Genomic DNA, 23,083 nt, shown 5'->3' with positions numbered 1-23,083 from the left:
CAACTCTTACTATTATACAGCCTTTTTATTTTTTGTCAACTACTTTTTTAAACTTTTTTAATTTTTTTCATAGCTTCCTACCGGGTTCGGATATCAAACTCTTTAAACACTTTGCTTTTCTCTTTTTTATCAGCTTTACAACAGCCTCAGTTCGTGCGGTATGTGGGAACATATCGACCGACTGGATATAATGTAGATCATAAACTTCTACTAAGCGTACTAAATCACGAGCCAAAGTCGAAACGTTACAAGAGATATAAACCATTTTTTCTGGCACATAGGTAAGAATAGTGTCTAACAACTTATCATCCAGACCTGTACGTGGTGGGTCCACAATCAGTGCATCTGCTCTGTAGCCTTCCTTATACCATCGAGGAATAATCTCTTCTGCTGTCCCTGCTTCGTAATGTGTATTATCAAATCCCATTCTTTTAGCATTTCGCTTAGCATCTTCAATAGCTTCTGGAATAATATCCATACCTCTAAGTGTATTTACTTTCTTTGCAAAGGCAAATCCAATCGTACCAACTCCACAATAAGCATCAATTAAATGATCTTCTTTAGTAACATCCAGGGCTTTTACCGCTTCGCTATAGAGAACTTCTGTCTGCTCTGGATTTAATTGATAGAAAGCGCGAGGAGATAGTGAAAATTCATAATCGAGTACACCTTCTTGAATACTCTCTTCTCCCCAAATAATCTCTGTCTTTTCACCATAAATCTCACTGGTTTTAGCTGTATTTGTATTCACAGCGACTGTCACAATTTCTGGAAAATCTTTAACTAATTCTTTTACAAGTTGGGTTAAGTTAAGCTGACGGTTTGTAACAATAATAATCTGAACCTGTCCGGTCTTCCTTGCTCGTCGGACCATTATAGTTCTAACACCTAGAACTTTTCTCTCATCCGTGATTGGAATCTGGTGATAAGTAAGTAATTCTGCTAGACGATTAGCAATCACTTGGGTTTCCTTATCTTGTACCAAACAGTCTTTCAACTCTACCAAATAATGAGAGTTTTGTGCATATAAGCCCGCTTTGACCTGATTTTTAAATTTTCGAGTCTGAAATTGTAACTTAGCACGGTAGTACTTGGGTTCCTGCATTCCAATAGTTGGACGTATTTCATAGTTTTCATATCCTGCAGGGGCGAATTTTTTCAGTGCTTGGTGAAGTAGGTCTGTCTTGAACTCCAGCTGCTTATCATAATGCAGGTGCATGATTTGACAGCCTCCGCATTCATTGTAAATAGTACAAGCTGGTACAACTCGAAATTTAGACTTCTTGTTGACCTTCAGTAATTTTGCCTCAACAAAGTTACGTTTAATAGAAGTAATCTGACAATAGATATCTTCTCCTTTGAGAGCACCAGGCACAAAGACTAATGTTTTTTGATAAAAGCCAATTCCCTCACCATTAATTCCCATGCGCTTGATTTTTAATGGTATTTTTTGTTTCACTTTCAGATTCATACCCCTATCTTATCACATTTTGAGTTATAATAGAACTATGAAAATCACAAAACTTGAAAAGAAAAAAAGACTCTATCTGATGGAGCTTGATAATGGCGAGAAATGCTACATTACTGAAGATACAATTGTTCGTTTTATGTTATCGAGAGATAAGGTGATAAGCGAAGAGGAATTGAAGGAGATTCAGGACTTTACCCAATTTTCTTATGGTAAGAATCTAGCCCTCTACCAGCTATCCATTAAAGCACGTACTGAAAAAGAGGTCAGAGAATATCTGAAGAAATATGATATTAATGAAAAAATAGTTTCTCAAGTCATTGCTAATCTTAAAGAAGATAAGTGGATTAATGATGGCCAGTACGCTTACGCTTTCATCAATGCCAATCAACTTTCAGGAGACAAGGGTCCTTATGTACTGACTCAGAAATTAGTACAAAAGGAGATTTCAAAATCTACTATAGAAGAGAACTTGAAAGAATTTGATTTTTCGGAAGTTGCTCAACGTGTAGCTAATAAACTATTGAAAAAATATGAGGGAAAACTTCCAGCTCGTGCCTTGCAAGATAAGATTATCCAAAACTTGACCAACAAGGGCTTCTCTTATTCTGATGCTAAAAGCGCCTTTGAGCAGTTGAATAGTCAAGTCGACCAAGAAACGACTCAGGAACTCATCTTCAAGGAACTTGATAAGCAATATGCTAAGTATACCCGAAAATATGAAGGATACGAACTTAAACAACGTTTAACTCAAGTTTTAGCACGAAAGGGCTACGATTTTTCGGATATAGCAAGCGCTCTCAGAGAATATCTGTAATATTTTCATGTAAAATTCACAGATTTTAGGTAATTTTATGGTACAATAGTAAACGATAAACTTATAAATTGTAGAAAGTTGGTTAGTTATGAAGCTTCCAAAAGAAGGCGACTTTATTACAATTCAAAGTTATAAGCATGATGGGAGTCTCCACCGAACTTGGCGGGACACCATGGTACTAAAAACAACAGAAAACGCCATTATTGGTGTCAACGATCATACACTGGTTACCGAAAGTGATGGTCGTCGTTGGGTCACTCGAGAACCGGCTATTGTTTACTTTCACAAGAAATATTGGTTTAATATCATTGCCATGATTCGCGATAATGGAATTTCCTACTATTGCAATATGGCTAGCCCCTACTATCTGGATGAAGAAGCACTGAAGTATATTGATTACGATTTGGATGTTAAAATTTTTACAGATGGGGAAAAACGTCTCTTGGACGTTGAGGAGTATGAGCGTCACAAACGCAAAATGAATTATTCTGATGACTTGGACTATATTTTAAAAGAACATGTCAAAATTCTTGTTGATTGGATTAACAATGGACGCGGTCCTTTCTCAGAAGCCTATGTAAACATTTGGTACAAGCGCTATGTAGAACTAAAGAATCGGTAAAGTTGTCAAACTAGGGTGAAAGCCCTGGTTTTTTATTTTAATACTCAATGAAAATCAAAGAGCAAACTAGGAAACTAGCCGCAGGTTGCTCAAGACACTGTTTTGAGGTTATAGATAAGACTGACGAAGTCAGTCACATATATATACGGCAAGGCAACGTTGACGCGGTTTGAAGAGATTTTCGAAGAGTATAAAAACCCAGCTTTGCAGCTGGGCTTATCCTTATATATCTAATTTAGTAACTGTAAATTTGATATGGGAATAGTCTTTTTCAACATCCTTATCCAGCAAGAAAGCTGTGGCGTCCTTCTTGACCTGAACCAGGTCAATATTCTGAGCTTGGGCTGCATAGACACATCCACAATAACATTGACGGTAGATATCATACTCTTCACACATCTCTACTGAACGTTTGTAACCCTGATTTTTCTTGAAATCACTGGGAAGATAGTGGGTGGTATAAATCTTTTGCACATCGATTCCGATGCTGTTGATGGTCTGAGAATTCTTATGAGGACTGATGGTCAAGGCTGAGCCAAAGTAGTCAAATCCCAAGTCCATAGCCACTTGTGCTGTTTTATCCAGACGGTAGTCAAAGCAAACCTTACAACGGTCGCCACCTTCAGGCTCTTCTTCCAAACCTCGAACCAGTTTACGATATTCGTTAGGTTCATAAGGAGCTTCTAGGTATTGAACGTTATTGCCAGTTCGCTCATTGAAATCACTGACAAACTTTTTAGTCACATAGGCACGCTTATGGTATTCTGCCTTGGGATGGATATTAGAATTGGCAAAATAGATGGTCACATCTGCATACTTGGTCAAATATTCGAGGGTATAGGTACTGCAAGGGGCACAGCAAACATGCATGAGAATGGTTGGCCGCTGCTCATTTTTCTCCCATACTTGTACCATTTTCTGCATGACACGGTCATAATTAATCTTCTGATTGGGGTTCATCTTGCTCAGAATTTCTTCTACATCGATCATGTTCTTCTCCTTTTTCTAGTCTTATTTTATCATATAAGTGAGGAGAGCTCAAATCTATTTAAAATAGAAAACCATAAAAGGAGGAAATACGCATCCCTCCTTTTGTATTTTTTATAAGTTGCTTTTACATCATGCCGCCCATCATGCTTGGATCCATTGCTGGAGCTGGGGCTGCTGGTTCTGGCTTATTGGCTACGACTGCTTCTGTTGTCAAAATCAAGCTGGCTACAGATGCTGCGTTTTGTAGGGCTGAACGGCTAACTTTAACTGGGTCGATAATCCCTTGATCAATCATGTTAACCCACTCACCAGTTGCTGCGTTGAAGCCTGTACCAAGCTCAGCATTTTTCAAACGATCGATAACGATAGAGCCTTCGAATCCCGCATTGTGGGCAATTTGACGAACAGGTTCTTCCAAAGCACGGAGAACAATATTGCGTCCTGTCGCTTCATCTCCTGTCAATTCCAAATTAGCCACGGCTGGAATAACATTTACAAGAGCTGTTCCACCACCAGCAACGATTCCTTCTTCCACGGCTGCACGAGTAGCGTTGAGGGCATCTTCAATGCGGAGTTTCAGTTCTTTCAACTCAGTTTCAGTTGCAGCTCCGACCTTGATGACTGCAACACCACCTGACAATTTTGCCAAGCGTTCTTGCAATTTTTCGCGGTCAAATTCAGATGTTGTAGTTTCGATTTGAGACTTGATAACCGCAACACGGTGAGAAATCGCTTCAGGATTTCCAGCACCTTCTACGATAACAGTGCTGTCTTTGTCCACAGTTACTCTCGCTGCTTGACCAAGTGCTTCAATTGTCGCATCTTTCAACTCAAGACCAAGATCTTCTGTGATAACTGTTCCGCCTGTCAAGATGGCGATATCTTCAAGCATCGCTTTGCGACGGTCACCAAATCCGGGCGCCTTAACTGCTACCACATTGAAGGTTCCACGAATCTTGTTCAATACAAGGGTTGGAAGAGCTTCACCATCTACATCATCCGCAATAATCAAGAGTGGACGGTTGCTTTGGAGAATGCTTTCCAATAGTGGCAAAACTTCTTGGATATTGGAAATTTTCTTGTCTGTAATCAAAATGTACGGATTTTCAAGGTCAGCCACCATTTTCTCGCTATCTGTCACCATGTACTGTGAAAGGTAACCACGGTCAAACTGCATTCCTTCCACAACTTCAAGTTCTGTTTCCATACCACGTGACTCTTCGATAGTGATGACTCCATCTTTGCCAACTTTTTCCATGGCTTCAGAGATGTACTCACCAACTTTTTCAGAACGAGAAGATACGGCTGCAACTTGAGCGATGGCTTCTTTATTAGCAACTGGGATAGCATTATTTTTCAAGGTTTCTACTGCTGCGGCAACTGCTGCTTCAATCCCACGACGAATGCCGATTGGATTTGCACCTGCTGTGACGTTTTTGATTCCTTCACGGACGATAGCTTGAGTCAAAACAGTTGCAGTTGTAGTCCCGTCACCTGCGATATCATTGGTTTTTGAAGCCACTTCTGATACCAATTTGGCACCCATATTTTCAAAATGATCTTCCAACTCGATTTCTTTGGCAATGGTCACACCGTCATTGGTGATGAGGGGTGAACCGAATGATTTTTCAAGAACGACATTACGACCTTTTGGTCCTAATGTTACTTTAACAGTGTCTGCAAGGATATCGACACCACGGACCATAGCTGAACGAGCATCAGATGAAAATTTAATTTCTTTTGACATACTTACTTTCTCCTTCTATTCTTCAATGATAGCCAAAATGTTCGCTTCGCCTACGATGATGTACTTTTCATCGCCATCTTTGACATCAATACCTGCATGGGCTTCAACCAAGACACGGTCGCCAGTCTTAACACTTGGGGCAACCAAGTCACCATTCAAGGTACGAACACCTTGTCCAGTAGCTACAACTTGGGCTGTTTTTGTTTTTTCTTGGGCTGAGCCTGCAAGGACAAATCCTCCAACAGTTTGTTCTTTTTCTTCGATTTTCAAGACCACACGGTCTCCTAATGGTTTCAACATCTGATTTCCTCCATAATGAGATAGATATCATTAGCACTCTTTATACCTGAGTGCTAATTCATAATTCTATTGTATCACTTGGTCAGAAATAGTCAAGAAAAAAGTCTGACTTTCTCAAGATAAAAAGCCTGAGACCAACTCAGACTTTTCGGCTCTATAATATTTGTAGTGGGTAAATCCCCTATGGATATTATGGAGCCTATTTTGTTGTAGAAAAAAAGTCCCATAAGATCTATAATGAAAAGCAACCAAACCATCATTAGAAAGAATCCTATGGAACAATTACATTTTATCACAAAATTACTAGACATTAAAGACCCAAATATCCAAATTATGGATGTCATTAATAGGAATACCCACAAGGAAATCATCGCTAAACTGGACTACGACGCTCCATCTTGTCCTGAGTGTGGAAGTCAAATGAAGAAATATGACTTCCAAAAACCGTCTAAGGTTCCTTACCTTGAAACGACTGGTATGCCTACTAGAATTCTCCTTAGAAAACGTCGATTCAAGTGCTATCATTGCTCGAAAATGATGGTAGCTGAGACTTCTCTCGTCAAGAAGAATCACCAAATCCCTCGTATCATCAACCAAAAGATTGCCCAGAAGCTAATTGAGAAGACTTCTATGACCGATATTGCCCGTCAGCTGTCTATTTCAACTTCAACTGTTATTCGCAAGCTCAATGACTTCTGTTTTAAGTCTGATTTTTCTTACCTCCCTGAGATTATGTCCTGGGACGAATATGCCTTCACTAAGGGAAAGATGAGTTTCATTGCTCAAGATTTTGATAAGCTCAATATTATCACTGTTCTTGAGGGTAGAACACAAACTATCATAAGAAATCATTTTCTGCGCTACAATCGCTCTGTTCGTTGTCAGGTGAAAATCATTACTATGGATATGTTTAGTCCTTACTATGACTTGGCTAAACATCTTTTTCCGTATGCCAAAATCGTTCTAGATCGCTTCCACATTGTACAACATCTTAGCCGTGCTATGAGTCGTGTTCGTGTCCAAATCATGAAGCAATTTGAGCGAAAATCTCATGAATATAAGGCTATCAAGCGCTACTGGAAACTCATTCAACAGGATAGCCGTAAACTGAGTGATAAGCGATTTTATCGCCCTACTTTTCGCATGCACTTAACCAATAAAGAGATTATTGACAAGCTTTTGAGCTATTCAGAAGACTTGAAACACCACTATCATCTCTATCAACTCTTGCTTTTTCACTTTCAGAATAAGGAACCGGAGAAATTTTTCGGACTCATTGAGGAAAATCTAAAGAAAGTTCATCCTCTTTTTAAGACTGTCTTTAAAACCTTTCTAAAGGACAAAGAGAAAATCGTCAATGCCCTTCAGTTACCCTATTCTAATGCCAAATTAGAAGCAACCAATAATCTCATCAAACTTATCAAACGCAATGCCTTTGGTTTTCGGAACTTTGAAAACTTCAAAAAACGGATTTTTATCGCTCTGAATATCAAAAAAGAAAGGACGAAATTTGTCCTTTCTCGAGCTTAGCTTTTCTTCAACCCACTACAGTTGACAAAGAGCCGACTTTTCAATGCTTAAAATGGCAATTCTTCCTCTTGCAAGACTAGATCTGCCAAATCCTGTCCTGCGTTATTTTCTCGCATGGCACGTTGGGCTCGGCTTTCCAAGAGTTGGAATCCTGTCACAAGTACCTCGGTCACATAGTTCATCTGGCCATTTTTTTCGAAGCGACGGGTACGCAATTCTCCATCCACGGAAATAAGACTGCCTTTGGTTGCGTAGCTTGCCAATGTTTCTGCTAGTCTTCCCCATAAAACCATATTAACAAAATCCGCTTCGCGTTCACCATTTTGGTCTTTGTAACGACGATTCACAGCAATGGTTGCTCGCGCAACTGACTTGTCATTGTTGGTTTTGTGCAATTCTGGTGTAGACGTTAAACGTCCAATCATAATAACTTTATTATACATATTTTCTTCCTCCTACTTATCTATTCGTAGGAAATCAAAAAAGTTACAGAAATTTGTAACTTTTCGAAGAAATTTTTTAGTTTTTATGAACCATGAAACCTGTTGCCTGTTGATTGGCCATAATGGTCATATCTGTAATCTGCACACGACGAGGTTGACTGGTCACATAGACTACTGTGTCTGCAACATCCTGAGCTTGCAAGGCCTCAATTCCCTGATAGACCGTCGCAGCCCGCTCTTTGTCACCATGAAAACGCACTGTAGAAAAATCTGTTTCGACAATTCCAGGCTGAATGGTGGTCACCTTGATGTCTGTTGCAATGGTATCAATTCGCAGTCCATCTGAAAAGGTCTTAACCGCTGCCTTGGTAGCTGAATAAACTGCTGCACCTGCATAGGCATAAATTCCTGCGGTCGACCCCATATTGATAATATGCCCCTGATTAGCTTTTACCATTGCTGGCAAGAAACAGCGAGTGACTGCCATCAAACCCTTGACATTGGTATCCAGCATGATCAGCATATCCAGTTCTTCATAGTCCTGATAAGGTGCTAAACCTAGAGCCAGTCCAGCGTTATTAACCAAGATGTCAATCTTCCCTATCGTTTCTAGAATATCAGAGCAGACAGCCTTCACCATAGTCATATCCGTCACATCCAATGGAAAGGTCCAAACTGTTTGATTTGTATAGGTTGCTGCAAACTCAATTTTTAAGGCTTCAAGTCTGTCTATCCGTCGTCCTGTTAAAACAACATTCTCCCCCTGCTCCAGATAAGCACGCGCAATCGCTTCACCAATTCCTGATGTCGCTCCTGTAATCACAACATTTTTTGCCATCTTATTTCCTTCTAGCTGGTCTGTCAGATACTAACAACTTCTTAGGCAGTCCAGTGTTTAGCTGGATCAAATGGTGTTCCGACAACTTGATCTTCTGATAATTCAATAACACCACGTTTTTGCGGAGCATTTGACAGATGCAATTCACGAGGACTACACATCATGCCAAAACTCTTTTCGCCACGAAGCTCGCCTGGAAAAATGAGATTGCCTTTTGGCATCATTGCTCCTGGAAGAGCTACAATGGTTTTCAACCCAACACGCGCATTAGGAGCCCCTGCAACGATTTGCACTGTCTTGTCACTTGCGACTGCAACTTGGCAGATGTTGAGGTGGTCACTATCTGGATGAGCTACCATCTCGACAATCTCACCAACAACAAACTTAGGTTCCTTGTCATTAACAATTTCTTCTGTAAAACCTTCCGCCTGTAATTCTTGGTTCAAACGAGCGGCTTGCTCATCTGATAAAAAGACTTGACCGCGCTCTGCAATTTCAAATAAACTTGAAACTTCAAAAATATTCCAAGCCACTGTTTCCCCATTTTCTTTGAGGAAAACACGGGCTACCTTGCCTTTGCGCTCCACGTCCAGTTTGGCATCTCCGCTGTTTTTCACGATGATCATAAGGACATCGCCGACATGTTCTTTATTATATGTAAAAATCATTGTTTCTCTTTTCTCCTATTTCAGTCCTGCTAAAAAATCGTTAATTTGTTGCTTGCTTTTACGGTCTCGATTGACGAAACGACCGATTTCCTTGTCTTTTTCCAGAACAACAAGACTAGGAATCCCGTAAACATCCCAGAGTTTTGCTAGATCCATGTACTGGTCTCGATCCACTCGAATAAAGGTGAACTCTGGATTGGTCTCCTCAATTTCTGGCAAGGCAGGATAGATATAACGACAATCGCCACACCAGTCCGCCACAAAAAGAAAGACCTTCTTGCCATCTTTTTCTACTAAAGATGCTAATTCTTCTAAACTTGCTGGTTGTATCATAAGACTTCCTCCTCATAGACTAGATCTTCATTTTCATAGACAAAGGTATAATGACGACCATCCTCAAAAATGACGCCACCAACCAGTCGTTCTAGACTACTTTCATAAACTTGAACATAGAGGGTCGCAATTTCCCCCATATCTGAAAAATGATCTCGCACAAGCGCTGTCAACTCTTCTTGAGTCTTCATGAGTTTACGGTCATCTGCAACTTTTTTCGTAGCAAGGGCAAGGCTCCCAATACCAAGCAGAGCCAGACCTGCCATCCACATTTTTTTAGCTTTCATACCATTCATTTTAACACAAAAAAGGCTTTAGGACAAATGAGGAAGCAGCAGAAAAGCAAGTAAAAAGCCTTTTCCTTTAAGGAAAAGGACTTCTTATTCTTATTGCCAGGCACCACTGGCATCTACATAGTAACCATCAGGTGTGTAGGTATTGCGAAGCATCTTACCTGACGAAGCTAGATAATACCACTTGCCATTGTCTTTGACCCAATCATTCGCAATCATGGCACCAGAAGAACTTACATAATACCATTCTCCCTTGTCATAAACCCAAGTGCTTGCTTTCATGGCTCCTGAAGTTGATAAATAATACCACTTGCCTTGATCATAAAGCCAATCACTAGCAATCATAGCTCCTGATGATTTAAAGGCATACCAGTTGCCACCTTGATAGAGCCAAGTTTGATTGAACATGACTCCTTTATCATTCATAAAGTACCAAGTTTCCTTGTCTTTAACCCAAGCATTTTGGACTAATTGACCTTGTTTTTGATAGTACCAGTTTTGGTTTGATTTTAGCCAGCTTTCTGCTTTTACAATCGGATAAAGTGTTTTGAAGTGTCCTCCTCCCCTGTAGGAATGACTGATAACTCCTGGTTTTTCAAGTTTCAATTCTACATAGTCGTCTGCCCAAGCAAATACTTTTTGACCATTGACAGTCTCTGGTAAGGTAGCAGTGTAAGTCTTGGTTTGATAGTCCCATTTTGTATCAAGGTAGGTGTATTGATCATTTGATTCGTCAATACGGTAGTAGCTACTCTTTCCACTATCATTATGAATATCATCCACAACTTTCGTTGACCAGGTCTTCACTTCGTTTCCGCTCTTAGCTTCGACCTTGATATCTCCTCTATAGCCATATGGAACATAGAAATTCAGGTAACGCCCTTCTATACCAATCATAGACTTATCCTTTTCTTGACCTAGGAAATTGACAGTCTGATCTTGACCATTGAGACTAACCGTCCACTCGATTTTCTCGGTTTTTGGTAAATCCAAGACTTTGATATCCACTTCATGACCATTGTTAAACCGAAGAATCTTGCCATCTTGATACTGCACTCCACACTTAACAACCCATTCTTCTTTAAGCTCAAATGCCTGCCCTGAATGAGGTGAAACTAGCAAAGCTAAACCTGCTAGAGACAAACCAAATAATGTGATTTTTTTCATCGTAGATCCTCCTTAGGATTTTTTATGTTAATTATATCACTATGTTTTTATTTTGCAACTCATATCCTAAATATGCAAGCAAAAAACCTCTGAGATTCTTCTCAAAGGTTCTGATTTTGCTAATTACTGTTCTCAACTGCTGCAGTAACAAAGGCAGTGTAGAGTTCTTCTGGGCGGTTTGGACGACTTGAAAGTTCAGGGTGATACTGACACGCTACAAAGAATTTATTTTCAGGAATTTCCACAATTTCGACCAAACGATTGTCTGGAGAAACTCCTGAGAAGACAAAGCCTGCTGCCTCAAACTGCTCACGGAAGGCGTTGTTAAACTCATAGCGGTGACGGTGACGGCGTTGCACCACTTCTTGATTGTGATAAGCAGCCGCAGCCTTAGAGCCACGTTTCAACTTAGATGGATAAAGTCCCAAACGAAGGGTTCCACCCATATCCTCAACGTCAATCTGATCACGCATGATATCAATGATAGGGTATTTTGTTTCTGGTGCAAGCTCTGCAGAATTGGCACCTTCAAGACCTAAAACGTGACGAGCAAACTCGATACAAGTCAACTGCATACCCAAGCAGACACCCAACATTGGAACATCATTCTCACGCGCATAGCGAATGGCTTGAATTTTCCCTTCCGTACCACGTTGACCAAAACCACCTGGTACGATGATTCCGTCCGCATCAGACAAGAGCTCTGCCACATTCTCTGCTGTCACATCATTGGCATTGATCCAATTGATTTTAACTTCTGCGTCGTTGGCATAACCAGAGTGTTTCAAGGCTTCAACCACAGAAATGTAGGCATCTTGCAACTCCACATACTTACCGACAAGGGAAATTTTAACTTGTTTCTTGAGGTTCATGACCTTGTCCACCATGGCTGACCATTCTGTCATATCCGCTACTGGTGCGTCTAATTTCAAATGGTCACAGACAATTTGGTCCATACCTTGAGCCTGCAAGTTCAATGGAATTTGGTAAAGGTGTTCAACATCCAACGATTCGATAACGGCTTCTGGTGCCACATCACAGAACTGGGCCAGTTTGTTTTTAATTACTTGACCAGCTGGCTCTTCTGTACGAATAACCAACATATTTGGCTGGATTCCCAATCCACGTAATTCTTTTACAGAGTGTTGAGTTGGTTTAGTCTTCATTTCACCAGCAGCCTTGAGGTAAGGAAGCAAGGTTGTGTGGATGTACATAACGTTATCTGCACCCACATCTGCCTTCATCTGACGAAGGGCCTCTAGGAATGGCAAGGACTCGATATCTCCTACTGTTCCACCAACCTCTGTGATAATGACATCAGAGTCGGTCGTTAGAGCGGCACGCTTGATTTTTTCTTTTAAAGCATCTGTGATATGAGGAATAACCTGAACAGTTGCCCCAAGATATTCTCCACGGCGTTCCTTACGAAGCACTTCACTGTAAATTTTACCAGTTGTCACGTTGGAATATTTGTTGAGATTGATATCGATGAAACGTTCATAGTGACCCAAGTCCAAATCTGTCTCAGCTCCGTCATCTGTCACAAAAACTTCCCCGTGCTGGTAAGGACTCATAGTTCCCGGATCGATATTGATATAAGGGTCAAATTTTTGAATGGTTACTTTGAGACCACGATTTTTCAAGAGACGGCCTAGACTTGCTGCCACAATCCCTTTCCCAATAGACGATACCACACCACCAGTTACAAAAATATATTTCGTAGACATAGATTCCTCTTTCTAAAATGCTCCAGGCCTTGTTAACTACGAGGGGACATAGAAAACAAGACCCTACTAATAAGAATAATCTGGAACGACTGCACCAGATTCACAACCAATACTCTTCGAAAATCTCTTCAAACCGCGTCAACGTCGCCTTGCCGTAGATATGTGTTCCTGACTTTGTCAGTCTTATCTACAACCTCAAAACAGTGTTTTGAGCAACCTGCGGCTAGTTTCCTAGTTTGCTCTTTGATTTTCATTGAGTATAAAACACAAGAAGATAACTTCTTGAAAAAACAAAAATAGCTCCCTAAGAACTAGGGAGCCCCGACCTCTAAAAGAGGTGCCCGAACAATATGATACCTAAAAATAGGATAATTGTCAATAGCTAACTTTTATTCCTCGATGTTTTCAGTATCATCATCTGAAAACTCGTCGTCTTCTTCGTTGAGATCCACGTCTTCACCCAAGTCATCAGGAGCGATTTCGTTGATTTCTGCATCGTAAGCTTCCACTTCGTTTTTCTCATCATCTGGATTTTCATCATCATATGAAAGAGCTGGATCGGCTTCGTATGCATCTTCGTCTTCTGGATCATCTGCATTGTAGTCAATGGCATCTGAATCACCATCCATGAAGGCATTGACACGTTTTTTCTTAGCTTTTGGTGCTACTTCATCGTCGTCATTTTCTTCAAGAGCGATGATTTCTTCATCGATTTCGTCCACACCATACCATGAACGAAGACCCCATTTGTTGTCTCCAAGTGAGATGAAGCTACCGTCAAAGTTCAACTCTGTGTAGAACAAAGGCAATGCTTCGCGGATATCGCTGTTTGATGTTCCAAGGTAGTTTTGAATTTCGTTTACAAGATCGCTAAAATGCATCTCATGGTCGCGACCACGAAGTTCCAAGATAGCACGCGCCACCTCAATCATAGATAGTTCACTTTTTTCTTGCCCAGCAAATACTTCTAATTCCAAAGCGTTTCTCCTCATTTATACTACTATCGCCAGAGCAAACAGACTCTGACCTCATTTTATCATTTACTCTTTATTTTACGATAATTTTGCAGAATAGTCAAAGGTTAAGGGGGAGAAAGTGACAAGACTTTTTATTTCTTTGCTACCCAACCAATGGCATCGCTAGGTGGATTTTCGGTATCAATCCAGATGAATTCAATCCCGATTTCCCCATTTTTAAACTTGGTTAAACGAATACTGTTGATTTCCAGTTCATTGAGTCGTTGGCCTGTCAAGACTTCTCGTTCCTTCAACTGGAAAACACCACGTAAAATCCAATTTCCAAGAATTTCTTGCTTATCAGTCGATTGAACCGCCTTACCAGCTTCTTGGTTGATATAGGCATTGATGACATCTCCAGAAGATAAGAAGCATAGCTTAAAGGTTCTTTCTTCTTTGGATAGAGCTAGTTTTTTAGTACCAGGTTCAAAGGTCCCAAACCCAGGACCAAAGAAATCAGGTCTTTCATCGTGAAAGTTTTTCGAGTCAGGCAGAGGAATGTAAACTTCACTAACTGGCCGATATACGAGTTGTTCAATTTCTTTAATGAGTTTTTTATTGCCAGTATCGTGAACAAAGTGAATCAAATCCTCACGAATAGCTTTCATCTGAGCTTTTTCTTCCTTACTGGTCCATTTTTTCAATAGAATTTCTTCTAAGGATAAAGTCACAAAAGCTAGTCCTTCTGGAGCCAGACAGTCCTTAAATTTATCCTGAATCTTTAAAATCCGTGGCAAGCGATCTTTTTTGGCTAATTTAGAACCACCGTTAAAGGCATTAAAACCAGAGTTTTCTTCTACATTTCCATGTTTGTCTGTGATAACCCAAGATACCGTTTCTAGGACATCGGATTGTTCCTTTTCAGCTGTCAGTAAATGAAGGTTTTCAAAGAGAGAAAAAGGATCTTCGATGTAGTGAACGTCCCAAGTATCTACTACAATGTCTTTATTATTAAAAGTCATGTGGAGCTGGCTGTCAGCTGCTGTATACTTGTAATGATGTTGTCCATCCGTAAATCGAAAATTAGTTGGATTGTTTTTGGTGGTAGAACCTTCAATGACCAGGTTGTCAATATCGACTGGTAAATAAGTCGTCTCCCCGACAAAAATCTTAGGATTTTCTCCCTTTGGTGTCGGCATCAAAACATGATAAACAGCTTCAACATTGACCGAATCTGAGTTAAAACCCTTTATTTGTGCCTTAGAAGATTCGATTCTCTGATTTCTCAAAGTCGCAATCTTTCGGGCCAACTCTTCATAGCGTTGATAGTTTTTCTTGTCTGCTGTTTCTTTATCTGCTGAAATATCTGCATGAAACTTGATATCACCCAACAATTCAGTCCAAGATTGAGAATCTTTTTTAAACTGAGCGATTTTTTGATCTCCCGAATTAATCCCAAAAGATTTGATACCCACTAGGTATTTATGATTTTCATCCACAACGACAGAAGCATCATAAGAAGTATTGGCAATATCTTCTCCAACAGCATTAAAAGCCTTCTGGAAAACAGTCTCCTGAAATTTGGAGTTAACAATCGGAGCAACATAATTCTCTGTTTGTCCCTCATCTTCAGATTCTGCCTTTTGAGAGAAAGCTTGGCTCAAGCTAGCGAAGTTGATAATTAAGGTTTTGTATTTGTCTTTTTGTTCAGACTTTAGATGTTCCCACATAAGCGCCCTCTTTTCTATCTTCAGTATATCAAAAGAAGATTAGTTTTTCACTAACCCTCTTATATATTCGTTAATTAATACTGTAAAATTCGAGATTTCCTCGTTTTTTAACCAATTTTAAATAATCTTCATCTGATAGAAGGGCTAGACCATCATCATAAGACTTGATTTTTTCAAGAGCCTGGTCATAGCTATCTACAAAGTCCTTAACATAGGATTGTCCTTCAAATTGTCCATTCATCTTGGTGTAGATAATTGCAATTTTTCCTGAGCGTTCAAGTTGAGATTGCCCCTGACTTTCATTTAAAGCCTTAGCAACATTCTCTGCGATGCGTTTAATCACGGGCACAACCACACTGTTTCCGGCTTGTTTGTAGAGCTGACCGTTAGAAACTCCTTCTGGGATTTTAAAGGATTTAGGGTATCCTTGAACGTTAAAGGTTTCTTTCGGTGTCAACTTACGAATCTCACCACTGTCTGTCAAAATCAATGGAACGTTATGTCCACCTGTTCCCATATTTGCTGTTAGGGTAGGAACAACACCATTTTTATTTTCACGGACATATTGGCGGCGCCACTGGTATACCGTGTCTTGACTGGTCACTTCAAACTTCAACTGGTCATAGAAGTTTTGCTTGCCTTCACGGTAGTAGTAGACCTCGTCTAGCTTATCACCAAAGTTAATCACATCCTGAAGACTCGTAGTCAGCTTAATTTCCTCTGGAAACTCAAACAAGTCATAAGCTTCCTTGATATCAAAACCAACAATGTAGATACGTTCACGGTTTTGAGGGATATTTCCATAGTCTTTCCCGTTGAGAACCTTCCACTTGATAAAGTAGTTGTTCTCGGTCAAGGCTTCACGAATAACCTTGAAGGTATTGCCGTGGTCATGACCTACCATGTTCTTGACATTTTCGATGAAAATGGCACGAGGTTTGCATCCTTCAATCATGCGAAGCAATTCGAAGAAAAGATCACCACGATCATCATCAAAGCCCTTGCGATAACCCGCAATACTAAAGGCCTGACAAGGGAAACCTCCCATAATCACATCCACACGCTCAGCTGGGATATCCTCTGGCTGAACATCGTGAATATCACGACCATCCAAATAGGTATCTGGATGGTTTAACTGATAAGTCTGACGCGCATACTTATCAAATTCATTGGCATACACCACTCTGAACTCGTTGGTCTGTTCAAATCCCAACTCAATTCCCCCAACACCTGAGAAGAAAGCTGCAATGTTGTACTTCTCAGGTCGGTTCGAACTTACAGAATTTGTCATGTCTTACCTGCTTTCTAAAATATTGGCTTTTCTAGTATAACATAAATAAATTGTTACGAATAATAAATAATCTATTCTCTTATAAACCAATCCAAATCATTGCTGTTAATATTTTCGTTAAAGTGAAAATCAAGGATACTTAAGCTACTTTTTACGGGATTAAATATTTTGATATTAATTCCTTTGTGGTTATTATATATTTTTTTTATTGACTTTAAATGACTTTGGCTTAAACCAACTACTTTGTATTCCGAACTACTTAATAGTTGTTTTTTAAAGAAATAATCAGCAAAAAATTTACTATCAAACAGTAATATAGTACCATTAACTTGTAATTGTTCAAACAGATTCTTACCATTTATCATCATTAATGTCCAAAAAGGATCTCCTACAGTATCTTGTGATGGTGTTAAACAATACTCATTATCAAAAGAAATGAATTTATTGAATTCTTTAAACTGCATAATCTTAATTCCGTTAAAAATAGCGACTTTTTTAGCTCCGTCCTGAAAATAACTATCTTTGGAAATAAATATACCGTTTAGACCACCAACATTGCGCAGTTTATAATAAAAATCTCTTAAACTTGCAACATTGACAGGCTTATTCCAGTCCTTACACTCGATAGCAACTCTAAAAATTGAACCTAAATGTTCGTATTCATATATAACATCAAATTGGTTTGTACTACCATCACTACCTATCAACGTAACATCTCTGTCAACCTTTGCACTTATTCTATCTTTCATTCCTATTAGTAGATAGATTTTTTGTATGACTTTTTCGAATTCCGTTCCCTTAGTAGTGCTCTTTATTTTGCTTTTTGAATTTGCCACAGATTATTTCCTCAAATAATATTCTCGTAAATATTTAGAATCAATACTATAAACTTTAAACTCATTTAAACTGCACTGTTCGTATTGACTTAAAACTATTCCAAATTTGTTATCTGAATTAGTTTTTTCTACTAGATCCATTAAAATTCTGAGATGTTCTTGAGATAAACCAAAAACTGAGTAATTGCTACTATTTACAGAATTTTGTTTTTCTGCCCATATCTTTGCCTGCTTTTTAGATAAAAATAAAAGAATGGTGTTTTCGAATGTAAAATAATTCCCATTAACATTCCCATTTAAATCAATTTCCATCAAAGTCCAAAAAGGATCGCCAATAACTTCGTTATTGGGAAGCAATACTTGTAGAGTTGAAAATACTTTCCTTTCCACTTCTTTTGAAAAATTAAATTTCCTAGTCTGTATATTGCATTTCTGAGCCATTTCAATAGCTTTTGTAGAAATATCTTGATCAAAATAAATAACTGCCCTTGGAAAAAACTTTAAATCGTTTATAACATTTGTAAAGTCCCAAATATCCTTTTCTGTTACTATGCTACCCTCGATTATCTTAATGACAATTATTTCTATATTATTCATCTGAGTAAATTCAACATAAAGATCAAGTGAATGTTCAATAAGTTTTCCTGGGATATTTATATTTTTAAAAACTTTCGTATTCCGTAGTCTCTCCATCTTGCATCTTTCAATATACATTGAATATACGATTTCTTTTAAAGTTTGTTTCAATATTTTTCTCCAATTATAGTTAATTGCAGGTAGAATAGTACAACACGAATTCTAAATCATTGTTAAAAGTTAATTTACAGTGAAATGACATAAAAAATGAACAAATTAATTAGGAAATCCGAACCAATTTCTAACAATGTTTTAGAAATCTCAATGTACTACTCCAAATTCAATCCACTATATATTCTTTCATTTTTCATTATACCAAAAAGAGTCTGGGACAAAAAGATTTTGATTTTAGGAATTCTTTATTATAAATTTTAAAAATCGATAGATTAGACAAAAAAGCGAACAAGACAGAATTCTGAGTGTCAGATAACTCGTGTTGTTCGCTTTTTATATTTAAGGCTAGACTTTTGTCCCAGACTCTTCTGCGCTTATTTCACCAACTTCTTCATCTCATCAATTCGTGCTACGGTCGTATCATACTTGCTCCTACGTTTACTTCCGCACGCGCATTACGAACAGCACGGATTAGATACTTCAGACTTTATATATCTATATCTGAAAACCAATTTGGTTGAAACAATTTTTAAATTCCTCCATATTGTCAATTTGATTTGCATCAATCAATACAACTAATTCTTCCTCTGCTCGAGAACATCCAACATAAAAAAGTTTGTAAGCTGTTAAGACTGATCTAACTAAATTATTATTAAAAATATTTTCTTGTATCTTCTTTATTGCTGTTTTCTTTTGAAAGTTAAGTTTATTTTCTTTTAAACAAATAAATTTAAAATAATCATTATCTAGATACTTATTAAAAATCTCTTGAAAATCACTAAAGTATCGTTCTCTATCACCTACATCAATTTTTCTTATTTTTTTTCCTAATTTTTCTTCTAGTGATAAAATATCATTATTAAAATCATAATAAAACTGTTGAAAAATATCGAAATTAAATACAATATTTTGAGTATAAAAACTTGAAAATAGATTTAGAAATTCATATATCTTAATACCTGGGGTACTTGAATTTTCTGCTACAAATAGTATCTTTTTATGCCCTTCTCCTTTAACCCCATGTTGTGTTGACACCATGGGGGTTCTATTATATTCATCTATCAATTTAAATAATTCAATTGAAGAGCAAAATAAATCAGTATAAAGAAAATCTCCGTTTTTGTCATATAAAAATATAAATTTATAAAAGTCATCACTAATAACTTTATTAGCTACCAATTCTTGGATTACAATTCCTAAAAGATCCTTAGATTCCAATAGCTTAACAAAGAGATCCATTTTTTCTTTCATCTTTACCTTATCCTGATGAAATTCAATTTTCAAAATGTTGCTGTCAAAAACTGGAACAGATTTACCAAAAGATAAGTTATTTTTGCTATTTTTTAAGAGTCGTATCATTTCACCATAATTTTTATTATGATATTCACTCAATACCTGAAATAGCAAACTTAAAAAAGACATTAGCACATCAGGATTTTCATCATAGTTACTGTTAACCAGAACATCCATTACACTAACACGACCATTATTAGGGTATATTTTCTGATATATTTTATAGATTTCTTCAGCAGACTTCCCACTATTATTGATGTTTTGAAACCTTTTTTTATTAATTGTTCTTAATTTATAAAACTCTTCGTAAGCCTCTCTATTATCAAATAAATATTTTTCAATGTTATCTGTGAAGACTAATTGAGGGAATTGACCTTTTTTGCCTTTGTAAGCGACTTGTTTTACTCTAGAAGAAGATTGGTATAAATTATTTAATAAATCAACTATTTCTTCAGAGGATCGGTAATTGGTGGTAAAGGTTTTTGAGAGATTACCATCAAATTCTCTAAATTCAGTTTCAAACGAACCATCATATTTATTATAAATTTCTTGCATCTTGTCTCCAAGAAAATAAACATTTGTTGAACTATCTTTAGCCGAATTATAAAAAAATCTCAAAATATCTGCATTTGTATCTTGAACCTCATCAATGAAAATATAATCATACATCTCACGTAACTTAAACCCAATTTTAGGAAATCTATCTATTAATTTAAATGAAAAGTTCAATAAATCATCATGAGATAAACCACCATTTAACACGGATGAGTATTGTCGTTCATTATAATAAATTTCATATAAATTTGATTTTATTGTCTCCTCAGAAACTTCACCCTCTACTTGAAATCTTTCTTTATATCTATTTAATTTTGTTTCTTCTTTGAGTGTAGTCTCAATTTCTTCTTTATAAATTTCAAGATAATAGTCTATAACTTTCTCATTTCTAAAGAATGGCTTTAAAAACTTATTTAAGAAACTATGAATAGTTGATATTTCAACGTTTGGAGAAACAATTCTTTCCTGCATTACTTGGGAGGCTCTATTAGTATAGGTAATACACAAAATTTTAACAAATGGTTCATTATTAAGAATATCGTTAATAGTCTTACTAATAAAGTAAGTCTTGCCACTTCCAGCAGGAGCATTTATTTTGTAGAAGTTATTTTGTTGTTGAGCCACGATAATCCCTCCTCAATATAATTAGGTAACACTTCATTTACTTTATCTTTAAAAATAATTGAGTACATAAAATTTGTTTTATCAATAATTGAAACTATATCTCTTATTGAACGTTTTGGTTCACATGTTTCTTTGAATTTCTCATACTCAGCATACTCTTCAGGATGGTTATCTCTCAGATAATCAATTTTCCTATTTTCTTTTGATATATCTAATCTATTATATATTTCCTCTCTTTTCATACTACACTCTTTGCCAGAAGTAATATTAGGTAGTGTCAATTCAAAAGATTCATTAAATTTGTCCCACTCCGATTTGTTAAATTTTTCAAACACACTTTTCATTTCCCCTGTTGGAGAAATAATTTTATATAATAAAGCATCTTCTAATGTTCTAGCATATCCATCTCTATATGTTTGGGTAAAAATTTCTATATTCTTTTCTCTATCTTGACTCTGCTGTTGATAAATATCAGCAACATCTTTATTGTCAGCAGATAATATTGAATTTAAAGTCGTATTAGAAGATTTATCTCTGCATATTCCATCTAACTCCTCTCTTTCTTTATCATAATCAATATCAGTAAAAACACAGGCCATAATTTCCAATTCATTTAATAGTGGAAAATATTTATGTGCATAAGCACCACCACATTGACAATAACTTAAATATTGTCGGGCTAAATTACTGTACTTTGAATCCTTCCTATTAATCAAACTTTCAAAATACATTCGCTCTGCATCTCCTTCATAAAAAATAACAGCATCTGAAAAAATTAAATCTGCGAAATTCAACTTAAAGAATGTTTCATAAAATTCTTTTTCTCCATTATCGTTAATAAATTGATGTAAATCAACAATACGATTCATAAAGTTATTTTCTGAACGAATTACCTTTATATCATTAACATCTACATTTTTCACAATTTCAGTGGAATGAGTTGTAATAATCCCCTGTAGATTTTTTTTGCTACTAAAAATCGTTTCAATATAACTAACTAGCACTTTCTGCATCTGTATATGCATATGTGCTTCAGGTTCTTCTATAACAAATAAATTAACAGTAGTTGGTTGAATAGTTCTACTAAATCTATCAATTTGAAGACTCATATAAATTAAATTACTAATACCCAGACCTTGGGATTCTTCAGTTAAACTAAACAAAAATTCATCAGTACTATGTGAATAATTTATTAATAAACTATCCTTAATCAAGTTCAATAAATTCTTTTCGTTAAAATGAAATTTCGCTTCTAAAGCTTCAATTTCATTTTTTGATACATTATCTAGACTACCTTTTAAGTCAGATAAAATTTTTTGTGTTTCTTTTTGAAAACTACAATCAATTTCTGATTCAGCCAAATCATTAGCTATTTTATTTTTTAATTCATCAAATTTACTATCCCATACAGAATCACGATTAGTGGAATCGGATGATGAAATAATTGATGTAGTTATCTTTTTATTTTTAAGATTTTCATCATCTAGTTCTCTATCAGCAGATATATATTCAAAATGGAATAATTTTTTAAAATCTTTATATTCAATAATTTTCTTATTATTGAAATCTTTATCAGCATAAAAATAAATACTTTCTGTATTTTGTTCTATGATTTCTTGAAGTATTGTAGCTGATTTGATATCTTGTTTAATAAATTCTTCTTTTATTACCTCTGTATTGAGTTTATAATTGTATTCAAAATAAAAGTTCCGCATATCATCTTCTAGATCCATTAGGTAGTTTGCAAATAGACCTATGGATTCCTCCACATCATAGGACAATACAATTTGAAGTTTTATTTTTATATGTTCATTAATATAATTTATAAATTCAATGAACTTCTCATCATTAAAATCTGAGGAAAGATCTAATTCCTTAACTTTTTTATCCAACAAAGACTTTAATGAGATAGAAAAATCATTAAAACCCACTGACTTTCTTGATTTATTATTGAAAACAATGTCTAACAGCTGAATAAGCGAAGTTTTTCCACTATTGTTAGCTCCTGCTAAAATAGCAAAATTTCCATGATTTAAATTTATTGTACTCTTATTAAAGCGTCTATATCCCTCAATAGTAATTTTATCAATTCTCATAAGAATTCT

Annotated in this window: 21 protein-coding genes; 3 read left to right on the top strand and 18 right to left on the bottom strand. The window is 36.8% G+C overall.

Going from position 1 to position 23,083, the window contains the following annotated elements:
• Positions 1-67: 67 nt before the first annotated feature.
• Entirely contained in the window at positions 68-1,471 is a 1,404-nt protein-coding gene (locus tag AXK38_02265; protein AMH88169.1) for an RNA methyltransferase, read from the bottom strand.
• A 37-nt stretch (positions 1,472-1,508) separates the two neighbouring features.
• On the opposite strand from AXK38_02265, the gene recX reads away from it, so the two are divergent.
• Together recX and AXK38_02255 are read left to right on the top strand one after the other, a co-directional pair.
• Positions 1,509-2,285, top strand: a complete 777-nt coding sequence (gene recX / locus AXK38_02260; protein AMH88168.1) for a recombination regulator RecX — start codon at positions 1,509-1,511, stop codon at positions 2,283-2,285.
• Between the two features lie 88 nt (positions 2,286-2,373).
• Positions 2,374-2,907, top strand: a complete 534-nt coding sequence (locus AXK38_02255; protein AMH88167.1) for a hypothetical protein — start codon at positions 2,374-2,376, stop codon at positions 2,905-2,907.
• A gap of 222 nt (positions 2,908-3,129) precedes the next feature.
• Here AXK38_02255 and AXK38_02250 read toward each other — a convergent pair whose 3' ends face one another.
• The 3 genes from AXK38_02250 to AXK38_02240 all read right to left on the bottom strand — a co-directional run bounded on the left by AXK38_02250 (position 3,130) and on the right by AXK38_02240 (position 5,944).
• Positions 3,130-3,897: a DNA integration/recombination/inversion protein gene (locus tag AXK38_02250; GenBank protein ID AMH88166.1), complete on the bottom strand. Its 768-nt coding sequence runs from the start codon at positions 3,895-3,897 to the stop codon at positions 3,130-3,132.
• A gap of 124 nt (positions 3,898-4,021) precedes the next feature.
• Positions 4,022-5,644, bottom strand: coding sequence for a molecular chaperone GroEL (gene groEL / locus AXK38_02245; GenBank protein ID AMH88165.1), 1,623 nt, complete (start codon positions 5,642-5,644; stop codon positions 4,022-4,024).
• A 15-nt stretch (positions 5,645-5,659) separates the two neighbouring features.
• Positions 5,660-5,944, bottom strand: a complete 285-nt coding sequence (locus tag AXK38_02240) for a co-chaperone GroES (protein AMH88164.1) — start codon at positions 5,942-5,944, stop codon at positions 5,660-5,662.
• 273 nt (positions 5,945-6,217) lie between these two features.
• Here AXK38_02240 and AXK38_02235 point away from each other — a divergent pair, with 273 nt between their 5' ends.
• The gene (locus AXK38_02235; GenBank protein AMH89605.1) at positions 6,218-7,474 is read left to right on the top strand and encodes a transposase; all 1,257 of its coding nucleotides are present in this window, start codon (positions 6,218-6,220) and stop codon (positions 7,472-7,474) included.
• Between the two features lie 47 nt (positions 7,475-7,521).
• Here AXK38_02235 and AXK38_02230 read toward each other — a convergent pair whose 3' ends face one another.
• The 14 genes from AXK38_02230 to AXK38_02165 form a co-directional block, all read right to left on the bottom strand.
• Complete coding sequence (locus AXK38_02230) at positions 7,522-7,917, bottom strand: single-stranded DNA-binding protein (protein ID AMH88163.1); 396 nt, start codon at positions 7,915-7,917, stop codon at positions 7,522-7,524.
• A gap of 76 nt (positions 7,918-7,993) precedes the next feature.
• A complete protein-coding gene (locus AXK38_02225) occupies positions 7,994-8,755 on the bottom strand; it encodes an NAD(P)-dependent oxidoreductase (protein ID AMH88162.1) in 762 nt (253 codons plus the stop codon).
• Positions 8,756-8,796: 41 nt separating this feature from the next.
• On the bottom strand, positions 8,797-9,423 hold the full coding sequence (locus AXK38_02220) for a tRNA-binding protein (protein ID AMH88161.1): 627 nt from the start codon (positions 9,421-9,423) through the stop codon (positions 8,797-8,799).
• A 15-nt stretch (positions 9,424-9,438) separates the two neighbouring features.
• Positions 9,439-9,756 (bottom strand): thioredoxin, encoded by a 318-nt coding sequence (locus AXK38_02215; protein ID AMH88160.1) that lies wholly within the window; start codon positions 9,754-9,756, stop codon positions 9,439-9,441.
• Positions 9,753-10,052 carry a hypothetical protein gene (locus tag AXK38_02210; protein AMH88159.1) on the bottom strand — a complete coding sequence of 100 codons (300 nt, stop codon included), beginning with the start codon at positions 10,050-10,052 and terminating at the stop codon, positions 9,753-9,755. The genes AXK38_02215 and AXK38_02210 overlap by 4 nt, the downstream gene beginning before the upstream one ends.
• A 90-nt stretch (positions 10,053-10,142) precedes the next feature.
• Complete coding sequence (locus AXK38_02205) at positions 10,143-11,216, bottom strand: choline-binding protein A (GenBank protein AMH88158.1); 1,074 nt, start codon at positions 11,214-11,216, stop codon at positions 10,143-10,145.
• Between the two features lie 119 nt (positions 11,217-11,335).
• A complete protein-coding gene (locus AXK38_02200; GenBank protein ID AMH88157.1) occupies positions 11,336-12,943 on the bottom strand; it encodes a CTP synthetase in 1,608 nt (535 codons plus the stop codon).
• A gap of 389 nt (positions 12,944-13,332) precedes the next feature.
• A complete protein-coding gene (locus AXK38_02195; GenBank protein AMH88156.1) occupies positions 13,333-13,920 on the bottom strand; it encodes a DNA-directed RNA polymerase subunit delta in 588 nt (195 codons plus the stop codon).
• A 131-nt stretch (positions 13,921-14,051) separates the two neighbouring features.
• Positions 14,052-15,629 (bottom strand): hypothetical protein, encoded by a 1,578-nt coding sequence (locus tag AXK38_02190; GenBank protein ID AMH88155.1) that lies wholly within the window; start codon positions 15,627-15,629, stop codon positions 14,052-14,054.
• A 70-nt stretch (positions 15,630-15,699) separates the two neighbouring features.
• Positions 15,700-16,920, bottom strand: coding sequence for a DNA cytosine methyltransferase (locus tag AXK38_02185; GenBank protein AMH88154.1), 1,221 nt, complete (start codon positions 16,918-16,920; stop codon positions 15,700-15,702).
• A 71-nt stretch (positions 16,921-16,991) separates the two neighbouring features.
• Complete coding sequence (locus AXK38_02180; protein ID AMH88153.1) at positions 16,992-17,756, bottom strand: hypothetical protein; 765 nt, start codon at positions 17,754-17,756, stop codon at positions 16,992-16,994.
• 3 nt (positions 17,757-17,759) lie between these two features.
• Positions 17,760-18,503, bottom strand: coding sequence for a hypothetical protein (locus AXK38_02175; protein AMH88152.1), 744 nt, complete (start codon positions 18,501-18,503; stop codon positions 17,760-17,762).
• Between the two features lie 498 nt (positions 18,504-19,001).
• Positions 19,002-20,978 carry a hypothetical protein gene (locus tag AXK38_02170; protein AMH88151.1) on the bottom strand — a complete coding sequence of 659 codons (1,977 nt, stop codon included), beginning with the start codon at positions 20,976-20,978 and terminating at the stop codon, positions 19,002-19,004.
• Positions 20,945-23,074, bottom strand: coding sequence for an ATP-dependent endonuclease (locus AXK38_02165; protein ID AMH88150.1), 2,130 nt, complete (start codon positions 23,072-23,074; stop codon positions 20,945-20,947). Before AXK38_02165 ends, AXK38_02170 begins: the two co-directional genes overlap by 34 nt.
• Positions 23,075-23,083 lie beyond the last annotated feature (9 nt).

Origin of the sequence: Streptococcus mitis, assembly GCA_001560895.1 — a bacterium.
Lineage (GTDB): Bacteria > Bacillota > Bacilli > Lactobacillales > Streptococcaceae > Streptococcus > Streptococcus mitis_Q.
This window is presented reverse-complemented; position numbering and strand designations above follow the sequence as displayed.

Coding starts and splice junctions, on each gene's coding strand:
- AXK38_02265 (AMH88169.1), bottom strand. CDS start 1,471: ATGAATCTGAAAGTGAAACAAAAAATACCATTAAAAATCAAGCGCATG.
- recX (AMH88168.1), top strand. CDS start 1,509: ATGAAAATCACAAAACTTGAAAAGAAAAAAAGACTCTATCTGATGGAG.
- AXK38_02255 (AMH88167.1), top strand. CDS start 2,374: ATGAAGCTTCCAAAAGAAGGCGACTTTATTACAATTCAAAGTTATAAG.
- AXK38_02250 (AMH88166.1), bottom strand. CDS start 3,897: ATGATCGATGTAGAAGAAATTCTGAGCAAGATGAACCCCAATCAGAAG.
- groEL (AMH88165.1), bottom strand. CDS start 5,644: ATGTCAAAAGAAATTAAATTTTCATCTGATGCTCGTTCAGCTATGGTC.
- AXK38_02240 (AMH88164.1), bottom strand. CDS start 5,944: ATGTTGAAACCATTAGGAGACCGTGTGGTCTTGAAAATCGAAGAAAAA.
- AXK38_02235 (AMH89605.1), top strand. CDS start 6,218: ATGGAACAATTACATTTTATCACAAAATTACTAGACATTAAAGACCCA.
- AXK38_02230 (AMH88163.1), bottom strand. CDS start 7,917: ATGTATAATAAAGTTATTATGATTGGACGTTTAACGTCTACACCAGAA.
- AXK38_02225 (AMH88162.1), bottom strand. CDS start 8,755: ATGGCAAAAAATGTTGTGATTACAGGAGCGACATCAGGAATTGGTGAA.
- AXK38_02220 (AMH88161.1), bottom strand. CDS start 9,423: ATGATTTTTACATATAATAAAGAACATGTCGGCGATGTCCTTATGATC.
- AXK38_02215 (AMH88160.1), bottom strand. CDS start 9,756: ATGATACAACCAGCAAGTTTAGAAGAATTAGCATCTTTAGTAGAAAAA.
- AXK38_02210 (AMH88159.1), bottom strand. CDS start 10,052: ATGAATGGTATGAAAGCTAAAAAAATGTGGATGGCAGGTCTGGCTCTG.
- AXK38_02205 (AMH88158.1), bottom strand. CDS start 11,216: ATGAAAAAAATCACATTATTTGGTTTGTCTCTAGCAGGTTTAGCTTTG.
- AXK38_02200 (AMH88157.1), bottom strand. CDS start 12,943: ATGTCTACGAAATATATTTTTGTAACTGGTGGTGTGGTATCGTCTATT.
- AXK38_02190 (AMH88155.1), bottom strand. CDS start 15,629: ATGTGGGAACATCTAAAGTCTGAACAAAAAGACAAATACAAAACCTTA.
- AXK38_02185 (AMH88154.1), bottom strand. CDS start 16,920: ATGACAAATTCTGTAAGTTCGAACCGACCTGAGAAGTACAACATTGCA.
- AXK38_02165 (AMH88150.1), bottom strand. CDS start 23,074: ATGAGAATTGATAAAATTACTATTGAGGGATATAGACGCTTTAATAAG.